Origin of the sequence: Escherichia sp. E10V10, assembly GCF_004211985.1 — a bacterium.
GTDB lineage: Bacteria > Pseudomonadota > Gammaproteobacteria > Enterobacterales > Enterobacteriaceae > Escherichia.
This window is the reverse complement of sequence record NZ_RHJO01000004.1, coordinates 265,022-283,541: the sequence shown is the minus strand read 5'-3', so window position 1 is coordinate 283,541 and position 18,520 is coordinate 265,022. Positions and strand designations below refer to the sequence as shown.

The window sequence follows — 18,520 nt, the reverse complement described above, 5'->3', positions numbered from 1 at the left end:
GTTAACGCACCTGCACGGAGATAAGCTCGCTACCGTCGTCGCCCAGCACATGAGTTGAACAGGCGAGGCACGGGTCGAAGCTGTGCAAAGTACGCAGGATTTCCAGCGGCTGTTCAGGAATAGCCATTTTGGTGTTCATCAGCGCCGCTTCATACGCACCAATTTGCCCTTTGGGATCGCGCGGGCTGGCGTTCCAGGTGGTCGGCACCACGCACTGATAGAGATCAATCTTGCCATCGCGAATGGCGGCCCAGTGGCCTAACGCCCCGCGCGGCGCTTCGGTAAAGCCAACGCCACGACACTCTTTCGGCCAGGTCGCTGGCTCCCATTTTTCGGTAGAGGCAGTGGCGAGATTGCCGTTTTTCAGGTTGGTCATCAGCTTGTCGAAGAAGTACTGCAACTTACCTGCGGCCCACTGCGCTTCGTGCGCGCGGCACAAAATGCGGCCCAACGTTGACTGGATGCCATAAAGCGGCAGGTTCAGTGCCGACATCATGCGATCGACAGACTCAACGGTTGCCGCATCGCCTTTGTGGTAAGCGATTAATGTGCGCGCCAGTGGCCCCACTTCCATCGCATGACCGCGCCAGCGTGGCGCTTTGATCCACGAGTAGCGTTCCTGTTCATTCAGCTGCTGAATGTTGGTGTCACTGCCTTTGACATCGCCGGGGTTGTACCACGGATCGGTAATACCATCGAAGGGATGACGTCCAACCCGATCGTCGGGATAACGATACCAGGCGTGATCGACAAACTCCTGCACCTGCTGCGGATCCACTAAATCTACTGGCAACACGTTTTTGAAGTCGCCGTTAATTACTGCGCCGCCAGGCATCAGCAGACTTTTTTCGCCAAAGTCGTTGGCGATATCGGGGAACGCACCGTAGCTGAGGACGCATTGATCCGAAAGGCCCGTGCCGATCTCGCTCCACGGTTTGTTGAACTGGCCGATGGCTAAAGCGTCGGGAATCATCACGTTATTAATGAAGTCCGCCGTACGGGTAATGATCGACTGCACCAGGTTCAGACGTTCCATATTGACCGCCCCGACCGCGCCGCTTTCGTCAATGTTAATGGCGCAAGGCATCCCGCCGACAATCCAGTTTGGATGTGGGTTTTTACCGCCAAAGACCGCGTGGATTTTGACAATTTCACGCTGGAAATCGAGAGCTTCGAGATAGTGGGCAAAGCCCATCAGATTGGCTTCTGGCGGCAGTTTATATTGCGGATGGCCCCAGTAGCCGTTGCGGAAGATCCCCAACTGCCCGCCTTCAACAAATTTCTTCAGTCGGTTTTGCACATCGAAGAAATAGCCAGGGGACGATTTCGGCCACGAAGAGAGGCTTTGCGCCAGTTCGGAGGTTTTCCGCGGATCAGCTTTCAGCGCATCTAACACATCGATCCAGTCCATCCCGGCGAGCTGATAGAAATGCACCAGATGATCGTGGCACCAGAGCGTTGCCAGCATAATATTGCGGATGATATTGGCGTTGTCCGGCACTTTAATACCGATGGCATCTTCGATGGCGTAAACCGAAGCCAGGGCGTGTACGCCGGTGCAAACGCCGCAAATACGTTCAACGAACGCCCACGCATCGCGCGGATCGCGCCCTTGCAGGATGATCTCCAGTCCGCGAAACATAGTGCCGCAGGAGACGGCATTGGTTATCACATTCTGATCGTTGATGTTTACTTCGCAGCGCATATGGCCTTCGATGCGCGTGATCGGGTCGACCACCAGGCGGAGCCCGGCATTGTTGATGGTGTATCCCTGAGTTTCGTACTGAGTGCTCATGCCTGTTTATCCTCGTTGCCCGGCTGTTGTTCTGCTTCTGCAAGTTGCTGGTTATGACGTCTGCGCTGGTCAACGGCGCTGGCGACTGCATGTACGCCAACCGCCGCAGCCACCACGCCAAGCGCGGTTAAGCCGACGGTATCGGCGGTGGAGTGAGTACCCATTTGCGGAATGTCGACCACGCGGCTGTAAAACGAGCCGCGATCCCAGAAGCCATTTTCAGAACAGCCAAGACAACCGTGACCAGACTGGATCGGGAAGGAAACGCCATCGTTCCAGCGGGTAGAGGAACAGGCGTTATACGTAGTTGGCCCTTTGCAGCCCATTTTGTACAGGCAGTAACCTTTACGCGCCGCGTCATCATCCCAACTCTGGACGAACTCTCCGGCGTCGAAGTGGGCGCGGCGATAGCATTTATCGTGGATTCGCTGGCCATAGAACATCAGCGGACGCCCCATTCTGTCGACATCCGGCAGGCGATCGAACGTCACCATGTAAGTAATGATGGCGCTCATCACATCCGGGATCGGCGGGCAGCCAGGCACTTTGATAATGGGTTTGTCGGTGATGACTTTGTCGATAGGCGTTGCCTGCGTCGGATTAGGTCGCGCGGCCTGCACGCAGCCCCAGGACGCGCAGGTTCCCCAGGCGATAATCGCACTGGCTCCGGCAGCGGCACGTTTGAGTTTCTCAATAAACGGTCGACCGCTGCTGATACAGAACATCCCCTGCTCGCCCAGCGGCGGATTGCCCTCTACCGCAAGGATATATTTGCCATTGTATTGCGTGATGATGTCTTCAAAGACTTCTTCCGCCTGAGTTCCGGCGGCAGCCATCAGAGTATCGTCGTAGTCGAGAGAAATAAGGGAAAGAATGACATCCTTCGCCAGTGGGTGAGCGGAGCGGATAAAAGATTCGGTACAGCAGGTGCATTCCAGACCGTGGATCCACACCACCGGAATGCGCGGTTTATTTTCCAGCGCCCAGGCAATCTTTGGTGCCATTCCCGCGCCTAATCCCAGCGAGGTTGCAGCCAGACTGCAATATTTGAGAAAGCTGCGCCGGGTGACCCCCTGACGCCGCATGGCCTGGTAAAATGTCTCCTCGTTATTCATATCGCACGTCTCTTCTCCTTGCGACACCAGCAGGACGCCGGGCGCTTATGGGTCGGCAAGCGACGTCCCTGTAGCAAGGCAAACCATCGTTTTACGTGAGATGCTGAAAACGAAAGCTCATCCTTCTGCACTGGCGCACGTCGCCAGAAAGTATTGTTAATAAATCGTAGTGAAACTTTTGCACAAAACAATACAAACTGTGTGGATTTGTCTTTTAGCGATAAAAATGGACCTTATTTTCCTTAAGGTTTGGCGCAGAAGAATTACGAGCCCATTTTTATGGCGACAGAATGTCCAAATTGCTGTTATTTCAAGCTATCGACACGCATTTGTCTGTTTTTCAAGCAAACAAACAAATTGGGGGTTTACACGACGCATCGGGATGTTTATAGTTCGCGTCATTCCGGAAGTGTGGCCGAGCGGTTGAAGGCACCGGTCTTGAAAACCGGCGACCCGAAAGGGTTCCAGAGTTCGAATCTCTGCGCTTCCGCCAAATAAGATAAGGGGTTAGCTAAATGCTAACCCCTTTTTCTTTTACCTGTCAAAATGCTATACCACACTCAGTGGCTTAACCATCCTCTGCTAAACCTGTTCCAGATCAAATGCGTAAAGATGGGTAAAACCTCTGGGTAGCTTTCGGCATTATCATTATGCTGCTTCATTAATTACATCTGTCATAGAGAGTGACTCAATGGATCGTATTGTTAGTTCTTCACATGACCGTACATCGCTGCTTAGCACCCATAAGGTGCTGCGTAATACCTATTTTCTCCTGAGCCTGACACTGGCCTTTTCGGCGATTACCGCGACGGCCAGTACGGTTCTGATGCTGCCATCTCCGGGGCTGATTCTGACGCTGGTGGGTATGTATGGTTTGATGTTCCTGACCTATAAAACGGCGAATAAGCCGACCGGGATTATCTCCGCATTCGCGTTTACCGGTTTTCTGGGTTATATCCTCGGGCCAATTCTGAACACCTATCTGTCAGCCGGAATGGGTGACGTAATTGCCATGGCGTTGGGCGGTACGGCATTAGTGTTCTTCTGCTGCTCTGCGTATGTGCTGACCACTCGCAAAGATATGTCGTTCCTCGGCGGTATGCTGATGGCGGGTATTGTTGTTGTCCTGATCGGGATGGTGGCGAATATCTTCCTGCAACTGCCTGCTCTGCATCTGGCGATCAGCGCGGTGTTCATTCTGATCTCCTCTGGCGCAATTCTGTTTGAAACCAGCAACATCATCCACGGCGGTGAAACGAACTACATTCGTGCCACTGTGAGCCTGTATGTGTCGCTGTATAACATCTTCGTTAGCCTGTTGAGCATTCTGGGCTTCGCCAGCCGCGATTAATCTCGCCCGCTATCTCTTTCTGAGCCTCGCTTTATGCGGGGCTTTGTTTTTTGTTACACTGCCGCCAGTCTGACTAAGGTAGTAAATAATTATGCTGATCTTCGAAGGTAAAGAGATAGAAACCGATACCGAAGGCTATCTCAAAGAGAGTAGCCAGTGGAGCGAACCACTGGCGGTGGTCATTGCAGAGAACGAAGGTATTACACTGTCGCCAGAACACTGGGAGGTGGTGCGTTTTGTGCGTGACTTCTACCTGGAATTTAATACCTCTCCGGCAATTCGTATGCTGGTTAAAGCGATGGCGAATAAATTTGGTGAAGAGAAAGGCAATAGCCGTTATCTGTACCGACTGTTCCCGAAAGGCCCGGCAAAGCAAGCCACCAAAATTGCTGGCCTGCCTAAACCGGTGAAATGCATTTAACGAATACGAAAAGCCGTTAACTCCCCGGAAGGATGATGCGGCTCGCTAAGCACCCGTTCCACACGCGCTGAACGCGGGCCGCCGCTTTTTAACCACTGCATTAATTTTTCCACCTGCCCTTCTTCACCGCAGGCAACGACTTCCACGCTGCCATCGTCAAGATTTTTGGCGTAACCGGTTAATCCCAATCTTTTCGCTTCGTACTGGGTGGTATAGCGAAATCCTACGCCCTGAACCCGGCCGTATACCCAGGCAATTATGCAGACTTTCGACATGACTGCTCCCCTTATCCTTAATGGACGCGTTGCAAATCCATGGAAAACTCCGGACAATGGCGCCCATTTCTTTGCATCGACAGAATAGTTAATTATGAGTGTACGTTTAGTGTTAGCCAAAGGGCGCGAAAAATCATTACTTCGTCGCCATCCGTGGGTCTTTTCCGGCGCCGTTGCCCGAATGGAAGGTAAAGCCAGCCTCGGAGAAACCATCGATATTGTTGATCATCAGGGAAAATGGTTAGCACGCGGCGCTTATTCGCCAGCATCGCAAATCCGTGCGCGCGTCTGGACGTTTGACCCGTCAGAATCCATCGACATTGCCTTTTTTACTCGCCGTTTACAACAGGCGCAAAAGTGGCGCGACTGGCTGGCGAAAAAAGATGGCCTCGACAGCTATCGTTTAATCGCTGGCGAATCTGATGGCCTGCCTGGCATTACTATCGACCGCTTCGGCAATTTTCTGGTGCTGCAACTGCTGAGTGCTGGCGCAGAGTATCAGCGCGCGGCATTAATTAGCGCCCTGCAAACGCTCTATCCGGAGTGCGCAATTTACGACCGCAGCGACGTCGCTGTACGTAAAAAAGAAGGTATGGAGCTGACCCAGGGCCCCGTTACCGGCGAGCTGCCGCCTGCCCTGCTGCCGATTGAAGAACACGGTATGAAGCTGCTGGTGGACATTCAACACGGCCACAAAACGGGCTACTACCTGGATCAGCGTGACAGCCGCCTGGCTACCCGCCGCTACGTTGAAAATAAACGCGTACTCAACTGTTTCTCCTATACCGGTGGTTTCGCCGTCTCGGCATTAATGGGTGGATGCAGCCAGGTAGTCAGTGTCGATACTTCGCAGGAAGCCCTGGATATCGCGCGGCAGAACGTTGAGCTGAACAAGCTGGATCTGAGCAAGGCTGAGTTTGTCCGTGATGACGTCTTTAAATTGCTGCGTACCTATCGCGATCGCGGTGAAAAATTTGACGTTATCGTGATGGACCCACCGAAGTTTGTTGAGAATAAAAGCCAGTTGATGGGCGCATGCCGTGGCTATAAAGACATCAACATGCTGGCCATTCAGCTGTTGAATGAAGGCGGAGTTCTCCTGACTTTCTCATGTTCTGGCCTGATGACCAGCGATTTATTTCAGAAAATCATCGCTGACGCCGCAATTGATGCCGGTCGTGATGTACAATTTATAGAGCAGTTCCGTCAGGCCGCCGATCACCCGGTGATCGCTACCTACCCGGAAGGGCTATATCTGAAAGGGTTTGCCTGTCGCGTCATGTAACTTGAAAAGTGAAATTTTGCCCATATATCAAAGGTAAAGATTTCCCGGGAGGTGACTATGATTGCCAGCAAATTCGGTATCGGCCAGCAGGTCCGCCATTCCCTGTTAGGTTATCTCGGAGTGGTCGTGGATATCGACCCGGTTTACTCGCTCTCTGAACCGTCGCCTGATGAGCTGGCGGTGAATGACGAGCTTCGCGCCGCTCCGTGGTATCACGTGGTGATGGAGGATGACAACGGCCTACCGGTTCATACCTACCTGGCTGAAGCCCAGCTAAGTAGCGAATTGCAGGATGAACATCCAGAGCAACCGTCAATGGATGAGCTAGCGCAGACTATCCGCAAACAACTCCAGGCGCCGCGTCTGCGTAACTAATCCTCATAAACATGCCCGGAAGGTTTTCGCCTTCCGGGTATTTTTTTATTTCGCCAGGCCCAGACGAGGGATCTCAATCGCCGGGCAGCGATCCATCACCACGTTTAGCCCTGCATCACGCGCCAGCACTGCCGCCTGTTCATTTATAACACCCAGTTGCATCCATAAGGTTTTCGCCCCAATAGCGATCGCCTCCTGCGCCACGTCCCATGCTGCTTCTGAATTACGGAAAACATCGACCATATCCACTTTTTCCGGAACCTCCGCCAGCGTGCCGTAACCTTGCTGGCCTAACAGCGTTTTACCGGCAACCTTTGGGGAGACGGGAATAACGTGATAGCCCTGATCGAGCAGATACTTCATTACGCGATAACTTGGACGATCGGGTTTGTCACTTGCTCCCACCAGCGCAATGGTGCGAGTGGACGTTAAAATGCCTGCAATATCGGTTTCTTTCATCATTTCCTCCAGACTATTTACCAAAGTGTACGACAATCCCGACATGCCAACCATGTAGCTACTACGAATGTATGAGAGCAAAAGCAGAAAACATGTCTATATGTTAGTAAGTATGATTAAAGAAAAATTTTGATACATTATTAGTCGGGCGGTCTTTGGACAGGAGCTACCTATGAAAACCGGCATTATGACCACCTTGATTGCACTGTGTTTGCCGGTATCCGTTTTTGCCACCACACTGCGGCTATCCAGCGATGTTGATCTCCTGATACTCGACGGTAAAAAGGTTTCCAGTTCTCTGCTTCGCGGTGCTGATAGCATCGAACTGGATAATGGACCTCATCAGTTAGTGTTTCGCGTTGAAAAGACAATCCATCTTTCCAGTAACGAAGAACGACTTTATATTTCCCCGCCGCTGGTCGTTAGCTTTAATACCCAGCTCATTAGTCAGGTGAATTTTCGTCTCCCTCGCCTGGAGAATGAACGAGAAGCGAACCATTTTGACGCAGCGCCGAACCTTGAATTGTTAGATGGCGATGCGACGCCGATTCCGGTGAAGCTGGATATTCTCGCCATTACCTCTGCCGGGAAAACAATCGATTATGAGCTGGAAGTCGAACGCTATAACAAATCCGCAAAACGCGCTTCGCTACCGCAATTTGCCACTATGATGGCGGACGACAGTACACTGCTCTCCGGCGTTTCGGAACTGGATGCAATTCCTCCGCAGTCACAGGTGCTCACTGAACAACGGCTGAAGTATTGGTTTAAACTGGCTGACCCACAAACGCGTAATAACTTTCTGCAATGGGCGGAAAAACAACCTTCTTCCTGAGATTTTTGTGCCTGTGCGCAGGCTTTTTCAGTCTTTATCTTGCAGCGATAAGTGCTTACAGTAGTCTGTAGGAAAGTTAACTACGGATGTAAATTATGGAACTGACAACTCGCACAATGGCGGCGCGTAAACATATTGCGCTGGTGGCACATGATCACTGCAAGCAAATGCTCATGAGCTGGGTGGAAAGGCATCAACCGCTTCTGGAGCAGCACGAACTTTATGCAACGGGCACCACGGGTAACTTAATTTCCCGCGCGACAGGAATGAACGTCAACGCGATGCTGAGCGGCCCGATGGGCGGCGATCAGCAGGTTGGCGCATTGATCTCAGAAGGGAAAATTGATGTGCTGATTTTCTTCTGGGACCCGCTGAATGCTGTACCACACGACCCCGACGTGAAAGCGTTGCTGCGTCTGGCGACGGTGTGGAACATTCCGGTCGCCACCAACGTGGCAACGGCTGATTTCATCATCCAGTCACCACATTTCAACGACGCTGTAGATATTCTGATCCCGGATTATCAGCGTTATCTCGCAGAACGCCTGAAGTAAGTTCGCACAGGCGGCACTCGCCGCCTGCTTCTTACGGTTTCCTTGCTACCGGTACATCCAGTTTTTTCAGGTCGTCCACAAAGGGAGAAGGATTCTCTTTGCTGAACAGTACCCAAACCCGATGCCGTGCGCGAGTGAGCGCAACGTACATCAATCGCCGTTCTTCGGCGTCCGGGTAGTCCTCTACCGGTGGCAGTAGCGCCTCTTCCATAATGGACTCACGCGCCACAGCCGGGAAGCCATCACTCCCCTTCTGCAAACCAACGATGATGACGTAGTCGGCCTGTTGCCCTTTGCTGGCATGAATGGTCATAAAGTCGATTTGCAGCTTCGGCCAGCGCGTCGTGGCTTTATCCAGAGTAACGGGCTTCAGATGGTGGTAACGCGCCAGTACCAGAATGCGCTCTTCGGGTTTGACATAACCAGATAGCTTGTCCAGTAAAGCGTCAAGCTGACTCTCATCCAACAAGGTGACGGCTTTTTTGTCACCATTCGTTAAGCTATTCAGCGGTTTTTTCAACTGATTAGGGTTCTGCTGAATAAAACGGTTTGCCACCTCTCCGATACGGCTATTGAAACGGTAAGTCGTGTCTAAATCACAGCGATCGCCTTCACCGAAGTTTTCATGGAAGGCCGTGGTGAGCGACATTTGCGCGCCGCTGAAGCGGTAAATAGCCTGCCAGTCATCGCCAACGGCAAACAACGTTGTCTGACTATTTTGTTTACGCAATGCTGCCAGCAAGGCCGCTCGCTGTGGGGAGATGTCCTGGAATTCATCAACCAGAATATGTTTCCACGGGCTGATAAACCGCCCTTTCTCAAGGATAGCAATCGCCTGATGAATCAGACCTGAAAAATCGACGGCATTTTCCGCTTTCAGCGCACCTTTCCAGGCTTTCAGCAACGGTGCCATCAATTTGATTCGTTTACTGAACAGATCCCGAATCTCTTCTGGCGCACTGGCAATCATTTCAGCCTGCGCGCCACCGTGCATCCGCATCAGACTGACCCAGCGATCGAGGCGAGATGCGAGACGACGCTGCAATTTTTCATCATCCCAGAAGTTGCCTTCTGGCACTGACCACTGCAGTTCTTCCATCAACCATTGTCGCCAGCCCTTCGCCTGTGCTTTCTTTTCACTACACTGCTTGCGCCACTCAGCAATAAAGAGTTCATGGCGGGCTGCGGTGTCATTTTCCAGGTTGCTGACTGTCGGTACTTTTTTGCTGCCTTGCTGAATAATATGCAGGGCCAGAGAATGAAACGTGCGCGCGGTAATCTCTTCGGTATGCAGCCGTTCGCGGATCCGCTCGTCCATCTCTTCCGCCGCTTTTCGGCCAAACGCCAGCAATAAAATTTGCTCGGGAGATGCTTCACCACGCGCCAGTAACCAGCCTGCGCGCGCCACCAGCACAGACGTTTTTCCGCTTCCTGCGCCAGCCAGCACTAACAGGGAATGCTCACCATTAACCACCGCCCGGGCCTGCGCCGGATTAAGCGGTGAAGACTCAACCTGACGGAAGAAATCCGCATATTCGTTAAGCATGGTTTCGGTATACGCCTGATTATGCTGCAACCGACTGCCTTCAATATCTTTCAGCCAGGCCTGACATTTGCGCCACGCCTCACGACAGTTATCAAATTCCTCCAGGCGATTAACCGGTAATGGCAACGCTGACAAAGCCTGACGAATTTGTTGCTGTACCCCAGTGGTTTGCTCCCGCGTCAGCCATTTATTTTCTCCAGTGCGGGCAGCAATAAGATCCAGTTGTTGCTGCAATACGCCAGCGGCAATTTCGCTCATTTCCTCGCTCCAGCGCCGCCAGAGAGCATCAAGATGATGGTGAAAACGCTGCGTCTCTGCCCATTCAGTGCCATGCAGACGCACGACTTTTTCATCAGGCAATACAAATTCCAGCTCACCCCAGACCAAACCACGTTTGCAGTGAATAGCCAGTAATTGATTGAAAGGAATAAGGTATTCGTGGCGATCGCCGGAAACTTTTATCCCGGCATTGAGGATCACCGCCCGATCGTAAGGGTGCTGTGCCAGACGTTTGCCAAGAGTTGTCGCTTTCAGTTCCATGTCTCTGTAGATCCACACGATGTCATTTCTTATCAGTGTAACCGCCAGAGAAAACGTGCTCCAGCCCAAAAAAACGTTACAATTGCCGCCCATTACTGAAAACCACAGTAAAGCGAGGTTTTATGCGTACCGTTTTGAACATTCTGAACTTTGTGCTTGGCGGATTCGCCACCACTCTTGGCTGGCTGTTAGCGACCCTGGTCAGTATTGTGCTGATTTTCACCTTACCGCTGACACGGTCCTGCTGGGAGATAACCAAACTGTCTCTGCTGCCTTATGGCAATGAAGCTATTCATGTCGATGAACTAAACCCGGCAGGCAAAAATGTGCTGCTTAACACTGGCGGTACGGTGCTGAATATTTTCTGGCTGATTTTCTTCGGCTGGTGGCTATGTCTGATGCATATCGCAACAGGTATCGCGCAATGCATTTCCATCATTGGTATTCCGGTTGGTATTGCGAACTTTAAAATTGCCGCTATTGCTCTGTGGCCGGTCGGACGCCGCGTGGTATCGGTAGAAACAGCTCAAGCTGCGCGTGAAGCCAATGCACGTCGCCGTTTCCAATAATCCAACATTATGGCCTTTATGCTAAGTCCTTTGCTCAAACGCTATACCTGGAACAGCACCTGGCTGTATTACGCGCGCATTTTTATCGCACTTTGCGGCACCACTGCGTTTCCGTGGTGGCTGGGTGATGTAAAACTTACGATTCCGCTGACTCTCGGAATGGTAGCGGCAGCACTGACCGATCTCGACGACCGACTGGCGGGACGTCTGCGTAATCTCATTATTACGCTGTTCTGTTTTTTTATTGCCTCGGCTTCAGTAGAGCTGTTATTTCCGTGGCCCTGGCTGTTCGCCATTGGTTTAACGCTCTCCACCAGCGGCTTCATTTTGCTCGGCGGTCTGGGTCAACGCTATGCGACCATCGCTTTCGGTGCATTGCTGATTGCCATTTACACGATGCTGGGAACCTCCCTGTATGAGCACTGGTATCAGCAGCCTATCTATCTGCTTGCTGGTGCGGTTTGGTACAACATCCTGACGCTTATTGGTCATTTGCTGTTCCCTGTCCGCCCGTTGCAGGACAACCTGGCTCGTTGTTACGAACAACTGGCGCGGTATCTGGAACTCAAGTCACGTATGTTTGATCCTGATATTGAGGATGAAAGCCAGGCACCGCTGTATGATTTGGCGCTCGCCAACGGGCAACTTATGGTGACGCTGAACCAGACGAAAATCTCGTTGCTGACCCGCTTACGCGGCGACCGCGGTCAGCGGGGAACGCGTCGTACACTACATTACTATTTTGTAGCGCAGGATATCCACGAGCGGGCAAGCTCTTCACATATTCAGTATCAAACGCTGCGAGAACATTTTCGCCACAGCGACGTGCTGTTCCGCTTCCAGCGCCTGATGTCGATGCAGGGACAAGCCTGCCAACAATTGTCGCGCTGTATTTTGCTGCGTCAGCCTTACCAGCACGATCCGCATTTTGAACGCGCTTTTACACATATTGACGCCGCACTTGAGCGGATGCGCGATAACGGCGCGCCCGCCGATTTACTCAAAACACTGGGATTCCTGCTGAACAATTTACGTGCCATTGATGCCCAACTGGCGACGATTGAATCAGAACAAGCCCAGGCACAGCCCCACAATGCAGACGAAAATGAACTCGCCGACGACAGTCCTCGCGGGTTTAGCGATATCTGGCTGCGTCTTAGCCGTCACTTCACACCAGAATCCGCCCTCTTCCGTCACGCGGTAAGAATGTCGCTGGTGTTGTGCTTCGGTTACGCCATCATTCAGATTACCGGGATGCATCACGGGTACTGGATCTTGCTGACAAGTCTCTTTGTCTGCCAGCCAAACTATAACGCCACGCGCCACCGACTGAAGTTAAGGATTATTGGTACGTTAGTGGGTATTGCAATTGGTATTCCGGTGCTGTGGTTTGTTCCGTCACTGGAAGGGCAACTGGTGCTGCTGGTGATTACCGGCGTGCTCTTTTTTGCCTTCCGTAATGTGCAATACGCTCATGCAACGATGTTCATTACGCTTCTGGTGCTACTGTGCTTCAACCTGCTGGGTGAAGGTTTTGAAGTCGCGCTGCCTCGCGTAATCGATACACTGATCGGCTGTGCAATAGCATGGGCGGCGGTGAGCTACATCTGGCCCGACTGGCGGTTTCGCAATCTGCCGCGAATGCTTGAACGCGCGACGGATGCTAACTGCCGTTATCTCGATGCCATTCTTGAGCAATATCATCAGGGGCGTGACAACCGTCTGGCGTATCGTATTGCCCGTCGCGATGCTCACAACCGTGATGCTGAACTGGCGTCGGTGGTGTCGAATATGTCCAGTGAGCCGAACGTCACACCGCAAATTCGCGATGACGCATTCCGTTTACTGTGCCTTAACCATACGTTTACCAGCTATATTTCTGCCCTCGGCGCACACCGCGAGCAGTTAACCAACCCTGAAATTCTGGCGTTTCTTGATGACGCAGTTTGCTATGTTGATGACGCGCTACATCATCAACCTGCCGATGAAGAACGCGTCAATCAGGCATTAGCTGGCCTGAAACAGCGGATGCAACAACTTGAACCGCGGGCAGACAGCAAAGAACCTCTGGTCGTACAGCAAATCGGGTTACTGATTGCATTACTGCCAGAAATTGGCCGTCTGCAACGTCGGATTACTCAAGTTCCTCAGGAAACTCCTGTTTCGGTGTAATAGAATCTGCCCATTCTGCAAGCTCCTGGCGGCGTGCCACCGGGAGCGCAGCTTCATGAATACCGATAATTGCGCCTTCAAGCATGAACAGAATCTTTTCTGTCACCAGACTGTTATGCTGCCGTAGTCGCAACCAGCACATTTTCGCCCCAAGTATACGTAGCGCCCGAACATCCTTAATCCCCACTTCCCCGAGAATCGCTTCCAGGTGATAAGACATATTGGGCAAATCTTTCAGCCGTTGCTGGGTGTCGCGCGTACTTTTCTCTTTAAGCGCAGCGTCCAGCGAATATTTCGACAGCCGCACCAACTTCTGTTGATTCCGCCATAAGCTTTCATCAACCCGGTAGTAATTGAGAGTAACGGGACGGCCACACTTTTTGTATGTCAGCCAGACTGGTGGATGTTTTACACAGTACTGTGCGCTTTGCTCACAAGCCCGAAGATACAACTCACCATCAGAAACCATCGCAAACACTGTATCGTCAACGGTCAGACTGTAACTGCCAAACAACGATCGATATTCAATAGTGCCTAACATCGATAGATATTCTTGTGACTTATAGATCCGCTTGTAGGAGAGGCTTTTCATAAAATTCCTTTTAAAATCATAATATAAAAGAATAATTCACATTAACGGATCCGTTAAATACGAAAATAGGCAACTTATTCTCAAGGGGCAAGATTAATTTAAGTTTTCAGGTCACCAACGACAAAAATTGCGAGGCTCTTTCCGAAATTTGTGTTGATCTTTGTTGTCACTGGATGTACTGTATATTCATACAGTAACTCACAGGGCTGGATTGATTATGTACACTTCAGGCTACGCAAATCGTTCTTCGATGTTCTCCTCCACAGCAAGCAAAATTGCGCGTGTCTCTACGGAAAACACTACAGCCGGGCTAATTAGTGAAGTTGTCTATCGCGAAGATCAGCCCATGATGACGCAACTCCTGCTTTTGCCATTATTACAGCAACTCGGCCAACAATCGCGTTGGCAACTTTGGTTAACGCCGCAACAAAAACTAAGTCGTGAATGGGTGCAGGCAGCGGGACTACCCTTAACTAAGGTGATGCAGATAAGCCAGCTTTCCCCTTGTCACACCGTGGAATCAATGGTTCGTGCTTTGCGTACGGGAAATTACAGCGTAGTGATCGGTTGGTTGGCAGACGATCTGACAGAAGAAGAGCATGCTGATCTTGTCGATGCCGCCAATGAAGGTAACGCAATGGGGTTTATTATGCGTCCAGTAAGCACACACTCTCACGCCACGAGACAACTTTCTGGGCTAAAAATTCACTCAAATTTGTATCATTAAGTAAATTTAGGATTAATCCTGGAACTTTTTTTGTTAACCCGTAGACGCTTTCACTTGTCACTAATTTTACTTGTGGAGGCTTGTCTGAAGCGGTTTCCGCGATTTTATCCTGTAAAGTATCGTTAACAAAAACGGTTAAACGTACCTTATACAAGTCTTTTTTTTCATATGCCTGACGGAGTTCACACTTGTAAGTTTTCAACTACGTTGTAGACTTTACATCGCCAGGGGTGCTCGGCATAAGCCGAATTTATCGGCAGAGTTACAATTGAGCAGATCCCCCGGTGAAGGATTTAACCGTGTTATCTCGTTGGAGATATTCATGGCGTATTTTGGATGATAACGAGGCGCAAAAAATGAAAAAGACAGCTATCGCGATTGCAGTGGCACTGGCTGGTTTCGCTACCGTAGCGCAGGCCGCTCCGAAAGATAACACCTGGTACACTGGTGCTAAACTGGGCTGGTCCCAGTACCATGACACTGGTTTCATTCCTAACAATGGTCCGACCCACGAAAACCAACTGGGTGCAGGTGCTTTTGGTGGTTACCAGGTTAACCCGTATGTTGGCTTTGAAATGGGTTACGACTGGTTAGGTCGTATGCCGTACAAAGGCGACAACATCAACGGCGCATACAAAGCTCAGGGCGTTCAGCTGACCGCTAAACTGGGTTACCCAATCACTGACGATCTGGACATCTACACTCGTCTGGGTGGTATGGTATGGCGCGCAGACACCAAGGCTAACGTACCTGGTGGCCCATCCTTTAAAGACCACGACACCGGCGTTTCTCCGGTATTCGCAGGTGGTGTTGAGTACGCGATCACTCCAGAAATCGCTACCCGTCTGGAATATCAGTGGACCAACAACATCGGTGACGCTAACACCATCGGTACTCGTCCGGACAACGGTCTGCTGAGCCTGGGTGTTTCCTACCGTTTCGGTCAGGGCGAAGCAGCTCCAGTAGTTGCTCCGGCTCCGGCTCCGGCTCCAGAAGTACAGACCAAGCACTTCACTCTGAAGTCTGACGTTCTGTTCAACTTCAACAAAGCAACCCTGAAACCGGAAGGTCAGGCTGCTCTGGATCAGCTGTACAGCCAGCTGAGCAACCTGGATCCGAAAGACGGTTCCGTAGTTGTTCTGGGTTACACTGACCGCATCGGTTCTGACGCTTACAACCAGGGTCTGTCCGAGCGTCGTGCTCAGTCCGTCGTTGATTACCTGATCTCTAAAGGTATCCCGTCTGACAAGATCTCCGCACGTGGTATGGGCGAATCCAACCCGGTTACTGGCAACACCTGTGACAACGTGAAACAGCGTGCTGCTCTGATCGACTGCCTGGCTCCGGATCGTCGCGTAGAGATCGAAGTTAAAGGCATCAAAGACGTTGTAACTCAGCCGCAGGCTTAAGTTCTCGTCTAATAAAAAACCCCGCTACTGCGGGGTTTTTTTTCATCTGTAGTAAAGTAAATGACCTTCGCCAGTTATTCCTTACCAAGTAATGCCTGCAAATCCTGCTTCAAAGAAGACATTTTATTCGCATACTTCTCTTTGTTTTCCGCATCTTCAATCAGCTGGACAATCGTTTCGGATAGCGTTTTACCACTACGTTGCGCAAGCCCTGCTAACCTTTGCCAGACAATAAATTCCAGATCGATAGATTTCTTGCGCGTATGCTGATGCTCCGCATTAAAGTGCCGTTTTCGTCTGGCCCGAATCGTCTGTTTCATGCGATTAAGCAGCTCTGGATTCATATGTTTTTCAATCCAGCCATTTACGAGTACAGGTTCGTTCTCCAGCGATAGCAACACATCGACGGCTTCCTGGGCGGCACTGGCCTCTATGTAACGGGTGATCAACTCACCTTCACGGTGCTTCTTCACCAGATATTTCCATTTCCAACCACTTTCAAGATTTTCAAGTTGTTGATATTTCATAGCGATCTCAATGTTACCGTGTAACTCTTTACAGAATATCAGCTTTTTACCTGCTTGATGAAAAGAATCTCTGTCCTGTGAGCTTTAACGCGCATGCCGGGACTTTTGTCGGTGCTTTCTACGTGTGCTGCAGTGCCGGTTACGGTATAATCGCGCCTTTGACAACAGACTAAAAAACATCGACTTTGACCATTACGAAACTTGCATGGCGTGACCTGATTCCTGATACCGAAAGCTATCAGGAAGTATTCGCACAGCCACATTTGATTGACGAAAACGATCCTTTATTCAGTGACACTCAACCGCGACTGCAATTTGCGCTTGAGCAGTTGCTGCACGCGCGGGCATCATCCTCTTTTATACTGGCAAAAGCGCCGGAAGAATCCGATTATCTGAATCTTATAGCCGATGCTGCACGCACGCTACAAAGCGATGCAGGCCAACTGATGGGCGCTCACTATGAGATTTCCGGCCACACCATACGCTTACGGAACGCAGTTAGCACTGACGATAATTTTGCGACCTTAACCCAGGTTGTTAGTGCTGACTGGGCTGAAGCCGAACAGCTTTTTGGCTGTTTGCGCCAGTTTAATGGCGACATTACCTTGCAGCCAGGACTGGTACATCAGGCCAATGGCGGCATTTTGATTATCTCCTTGCGCACACTGCTGGCCCAGCCATTGCTGTGGATGCGTCTGAAGAACATCGTCAACCGCGAACGCTTCGATTGGGTAGCATTTGATGAGTCGCGCCCTCTCCCCGTCTCTGTACCTTCAATGCCATTGAAGCTGAAGGTCATTCTGGTAGGCGAACGCGATTCATTGGCCGATTTCCAGGAGATGGAGCCAGAACTGTCTGAACAAGCGATCTATAGCGAATTTGAAGATACTCTGCAGATAGTCGATGCCGAATCCGTACGCCAGTGGTGTCGCTGGGTGACGTTTATTGCCAGACTTAACCACTTGCCAGCGCCAGATGCCGACGCCTGGCCGGTGCTTATCCGCGAAGCAGTACGCTATACCGGTGAGCAAGAAACGCTGCCCCTTAGTCCGCAGTGGATCCTCCGCCAGTGTAAAGAGGTCGCTTCATTGTGCGAAGGTGATACCTTCTCTGGCGAGCAGCTAAACTTAATGCTACAGCAGCGGGAATGGCGCGAAGGTTTCCTCGCCGAGCGTATGCAGGATGAAATCCTTCAGGAGCAGATCCTGATTGAAACCGAAGGTGAACGCATCGGGCAAATTAACGCCCTTTCGGTCATTGAATTTCCAGGCCATCCACGCGCATTTGGCGAACCTTCTCGCATTAGCTGCGTTGTGCATATTGGCGATGGTGAATTCACCGACATCGAACGCAAAGCGGAGCTTGGCGGCAACATTCACGCTAAAGGGATGATGATCATGCAGGCGTTTTTGATGTCGGAACTTCAGCTTGAGCAACAGATCCCTTTCTCGGCGTCACTGACCTTTGAACAATCTTACAGTGAAGTGGATGGTGACAGCGCATCAATGGCCGAGCTCTGCGCTCTGATCAGCGCCCTTGCTGATGTCCCGGTGAATCAGAGTATCGCCATTACAGGTTCAGTGGATCAGTTTGGTCGCGCCCAGCCTGTGGGCGGTCTGAATGAGAAAATCGAAGGCTTCTTTGCTATCTGCCAGCAGCGTGAGTTAAGTGGGAAGCAAGGTGTGATTATCCCCAGCGCTAACGTTCGCCATTTAAGTCTTCACAGTGAACTGGTGAAGGCGGTAGAGGAAGGCAAATTCACCATCTGGGCAGTGGACGATGTGACTGATGCACTGCCGTTATTATTAAATCTGGTGTGGGATGGCGAAGGCCAGACGACGCTGATGCAAACTATCCAGGAACGTATCGCGCAAGCATCGCAACAGGAAGGGCGTCACCGTTTTCCGTGGCCACTACGTTGGCTGAACTGGTTTATTCCGAACTGATCGGACTTGTTCAGCGTACACGTGTTA

General features: G+C 51.2%; 18 protein-coding genes and 1 tRNA gene. 12 read left to right on the top strand and 7 right to left on the bottom strand.

Translation table 11 applies throughout. From position 1 onward, the window contains the following. Position 1 precedes the first annotated feature (1 nt). A complete protein-coding gene (gene hyaB, locus D9736_RS10075) occupies positions 2 to 1,795 on the bottom strand; it encodes a Ni/Fe-hydrogenase large subunit (RefSeq protein ID WP_130258258.1) in 1,794 nt (597 codons plus the stop codon). Continuing rightward, positions 1,792 to 2,910 carry a hydrogenase 1 small subunit gene (gene hyaA, locus D9736_RS10070; RefSeq protein ID WP_010344442.1) on the bottom strand — a complete coding sequence of 373 codons (1,119 nt, stop codon included), beginning with the start codon at positions 2,908 to 2,910 and terminating at the stop codon, positions 1,792 to 1,794. Before hyaA ends, hyaB begins: the two co-directional genes overlap by 4 nt. A gap of 405 nt (positions 2,911 to 3,315) precedes the next feature. On the opposite strand from hyaA, the gene D9736_RS10060 reads away from it, so the two are divergent. The 3 genes from D9736_RS10060 to tusE all read left to right on the top strand — a co-directional run bounded on the left by D9736_RS10060 (position 3,316) and on the right by tusE (position 4,682). Continuing rightward, positions 3,316 to 3,403, top strand: a tRNA-Ser gene (locus D9736_RS10060). Between the two features lie 198 nt (positions 3,404 to 3,601). Beyond that, positions 3,602 to 4,261, top strand: a complete 660-nt coding sequence (gene yccA / locus D9736_RS10055; RefSeq protein ID WP_000375136.1) for an FtsH protease modulator YccA — start codon at positions 3,602 to 3,604, stop codon at positions 4,259 to 4,261. Positions 4,262 to 4,352: 91 nt separating this feature from the next. Then, the gene (tusE, locus tag D9736_RS10050; RefSeq protein WP_000904443.1) at positions 4,353 to 4,682 is read left to right on the top strand and encodes a sulfurtransferase TusE; all 330 of its coding nucleotides are present in this window, start codon (positions 4,353 to 4,355) and stop codon (positions 4,680 to 4,682) included. Here the strand turns inward: tusE and yccX are convergent. Further along, positions 4,679 to 4,957: an acylphosphatase gene (gene yccX, locus D9736_RS10045; protein ID WP_130258257.1), complete on the bottom strand. Its 279-nt coding sequence runs from the start codon at positions 4,955 to 4,957 to the stop codon at positions 4,679 to 4,681. The two genes, tusE and yccX, sit on opposite strands and share 4 nt — an antisense overlap. A gap of 94 nt (positions 4,958 to 5,051) precedes the next feature. Between yccX and rlmI the strand changes: the two genes are divergently transcribed. Together rlmI and hspQ are read left to right on the top strand one after the other, a co-directional pair. Next, a complete protein-coding gene (gene rlmI, locus D9736_RS10040) occupies positions 5,052 to 6,242 on the top strand; it encodes a 23S rRNA (cytosine(1962)-C(5))-methyltransferase RlmI (protein WP_064528417.1) in 1,191 nt (396 codons plus the stop codon). A 57-nt stretch (positions 6,243 to 6,299) separates the two neighbouring features. Then, positions 6,300 to 6,617 carry a heat shock protein HspQ gene (gene hspQ, locus D9736_RS10035; RefSeq protein ID WP_001295356.1) on the top strand — a complete coding sequence of 106 codons (318 nt, stop codon included), beginning with the start codon at positions 6,300 to 6,302 and terminating at the stop codon, positions 6,615 to 6,617. Between the two features lie 45 nt (positions 6,618 to 6,662). On the opposite strand, the gene D9736_RS10030 is transcribed toward hspQ, so the two are convergent. Beyond that, the gene (locus D9736_RS10030) at positions 6,663 to 7,076 is read right to left on the bottom strand and encodes a CoA-binding protein (RefSeq protein WP_130258316.1); all 414 of its coding nucleotides are present in this window, start codon (positions 7,074 to 7,076) and stop codon (positions 6,663 to 6,665) included. A 172-nt stretch (positions 7,077 to 7,248) separates the two neighbouring features. Between D9736_RS10030 and D9736_RS10025 the strand changes: the two genes are divergently transcribed. Continuing rightward, positions 7,249 to 7,911 (top strand): DUF2057 family protein, encoded by a 663-nt coding sequence (locus tag D9736_RS10025; protein ID WP_130205387.1) that lies wholly within the window; start codon positions 7,249 to 7,251, stop codon positions 7,909 to 7,911. 95 nt (positions 7,912 to 8,006) lie between these two features. Beyond that, complete coding sequence (mgsA, locus tag D9736_RS10020) at positions 8,007 to 8,465, top strand: methylglyoxal synthase (protein WP_064528411.1); 459 nt, start codon at positions 8,007 to 8,009, stop codon at positions 8,463 to 8,465. Positions 8,466 to 8,496: 31 nt separating this feature from the next. Here the strand turns inward: mgsA and helD are convergent, their stop codons facing one another. Then, positions 8,497 to 10,551: a DNA helicase IV gene (helD, locus tag D9736_RS10015; protein ID WP_130258315.1), complete on the bottom strand. Its 2,055-nt coding sequence runs from the start codon at positions 10,549 to 10,551 to the stop codon at positions 8,497 to 8,499. A gap of 122 nt (positions 10,552 to 10,673) precedes the next feature. Between helD and D9736_RS10010 the strand changes: the two genes are divergently transcribed. Together D9736_RS10010 and yccS are read left to right on the top strand one after the other, a co-directional pair. Next, complete coding sequence (locus D9736_RS10010) at positions 10,674 to 11,120, top strand: YccF domain-containing protein (RefSeq protein ID WP_064528407.1); 447 nt, start codon at positions 10,674 to 10,676, stop codon at positions 11,118 to 11,120. Positions 11,121 to 11,129: 9 nt separating this feature from the next. Beyond that, positions 11,130 to 13,292: a YccS family putative transporter gene (yccS, locus tag D9736_RS10005; RefSeq protein WP_130258256.1), complete on the top strand. Its 2,163-nt coding sequence runs from the start codon at positions 11,130 to 11,132 to the stop codon at positions 13,290 to 13,292. Here the strand turns inward: yccS and sxy are convergent. Continuing rightward, positions 13,255 to 13,884, bottom strand: a complete 630-nt coding sequence (gene sxy / locus D9736_RS10000) for a CRP-S regulon transcriptional coactivator Sxy (protein WP_130222097.1) — start codon at positions 13,882 to 13,884, stop codon at positions 13,255 to 13,257. The genes yccS and sxy overlap by 38 nt on opposite strands. 217 nt (positions 13,885 to 14,101) lie before the next feature. On the opposite strand from sxy, the gene sulA reads away from it, so the two are divergent. Then, positions 14,102 to 14,611 carry an SOS-induced cell division inhibitor SulA gene (gene sulA, locus D9736_RS09995; RefSeq protein ID WP_064528402.1) on the top strand — a complete coding sequence of 170 codons (510 nt, stop codon included), beginning with the start codon at positions 14,102 to 14,104 and terminating at the stop codon, positions 14,609 to 14,611. 356 nt (positions 14,612 to 14,967) lie between these two features. Beyond that, positions 14,968 to 16,020 (top strand): porin OmpA, encoded by a 1,053-nt coding sequence (ompA, locus tag D9736_RS09990; protein ID WP_064528817.1) that lies wholly within the window; start codon positions 14,968 to 14,970, stop codon positions 16,018 to 16,020. 74 nt (positions 16,021 to 16,094) lie between these two features. On the opposite strand, the gene matP is transcribed toward ompA, so the two are convergent. Further along, on the bottom strand, positions 16,095 to 16,547 hold the full coding sequence (gene matP, locus D9736_RS09985) for a macrodomain Ter protein MatP (protein WP_130258255.1): 453 nt from the start codon (positions 16,545 to 16,547) through the stop codon (positions 16,095 to 16,097). A gap of 185 nt (positions 16,548 to 16,732) precedes the next feature. Between matP and D9736_RS09980 the strand changes: the two genes are divergently transcribed. Further along, positions 16,733 to 18,493 carry a Lon protease family protein gene (locus D9736_RS09980; RefSeq protein WP_130215789.1) on the top strand — a complete coding sequence of 587 codons (1,761 nt, stop codon included), beginning with the start codon at positions 16,733 to 16,735 and terminating at the stop codon, positions 18,491 to 18,493. The last annotated feature ends 27 nt before the right edge of the window (positions 18,494 to 18,520 follow it).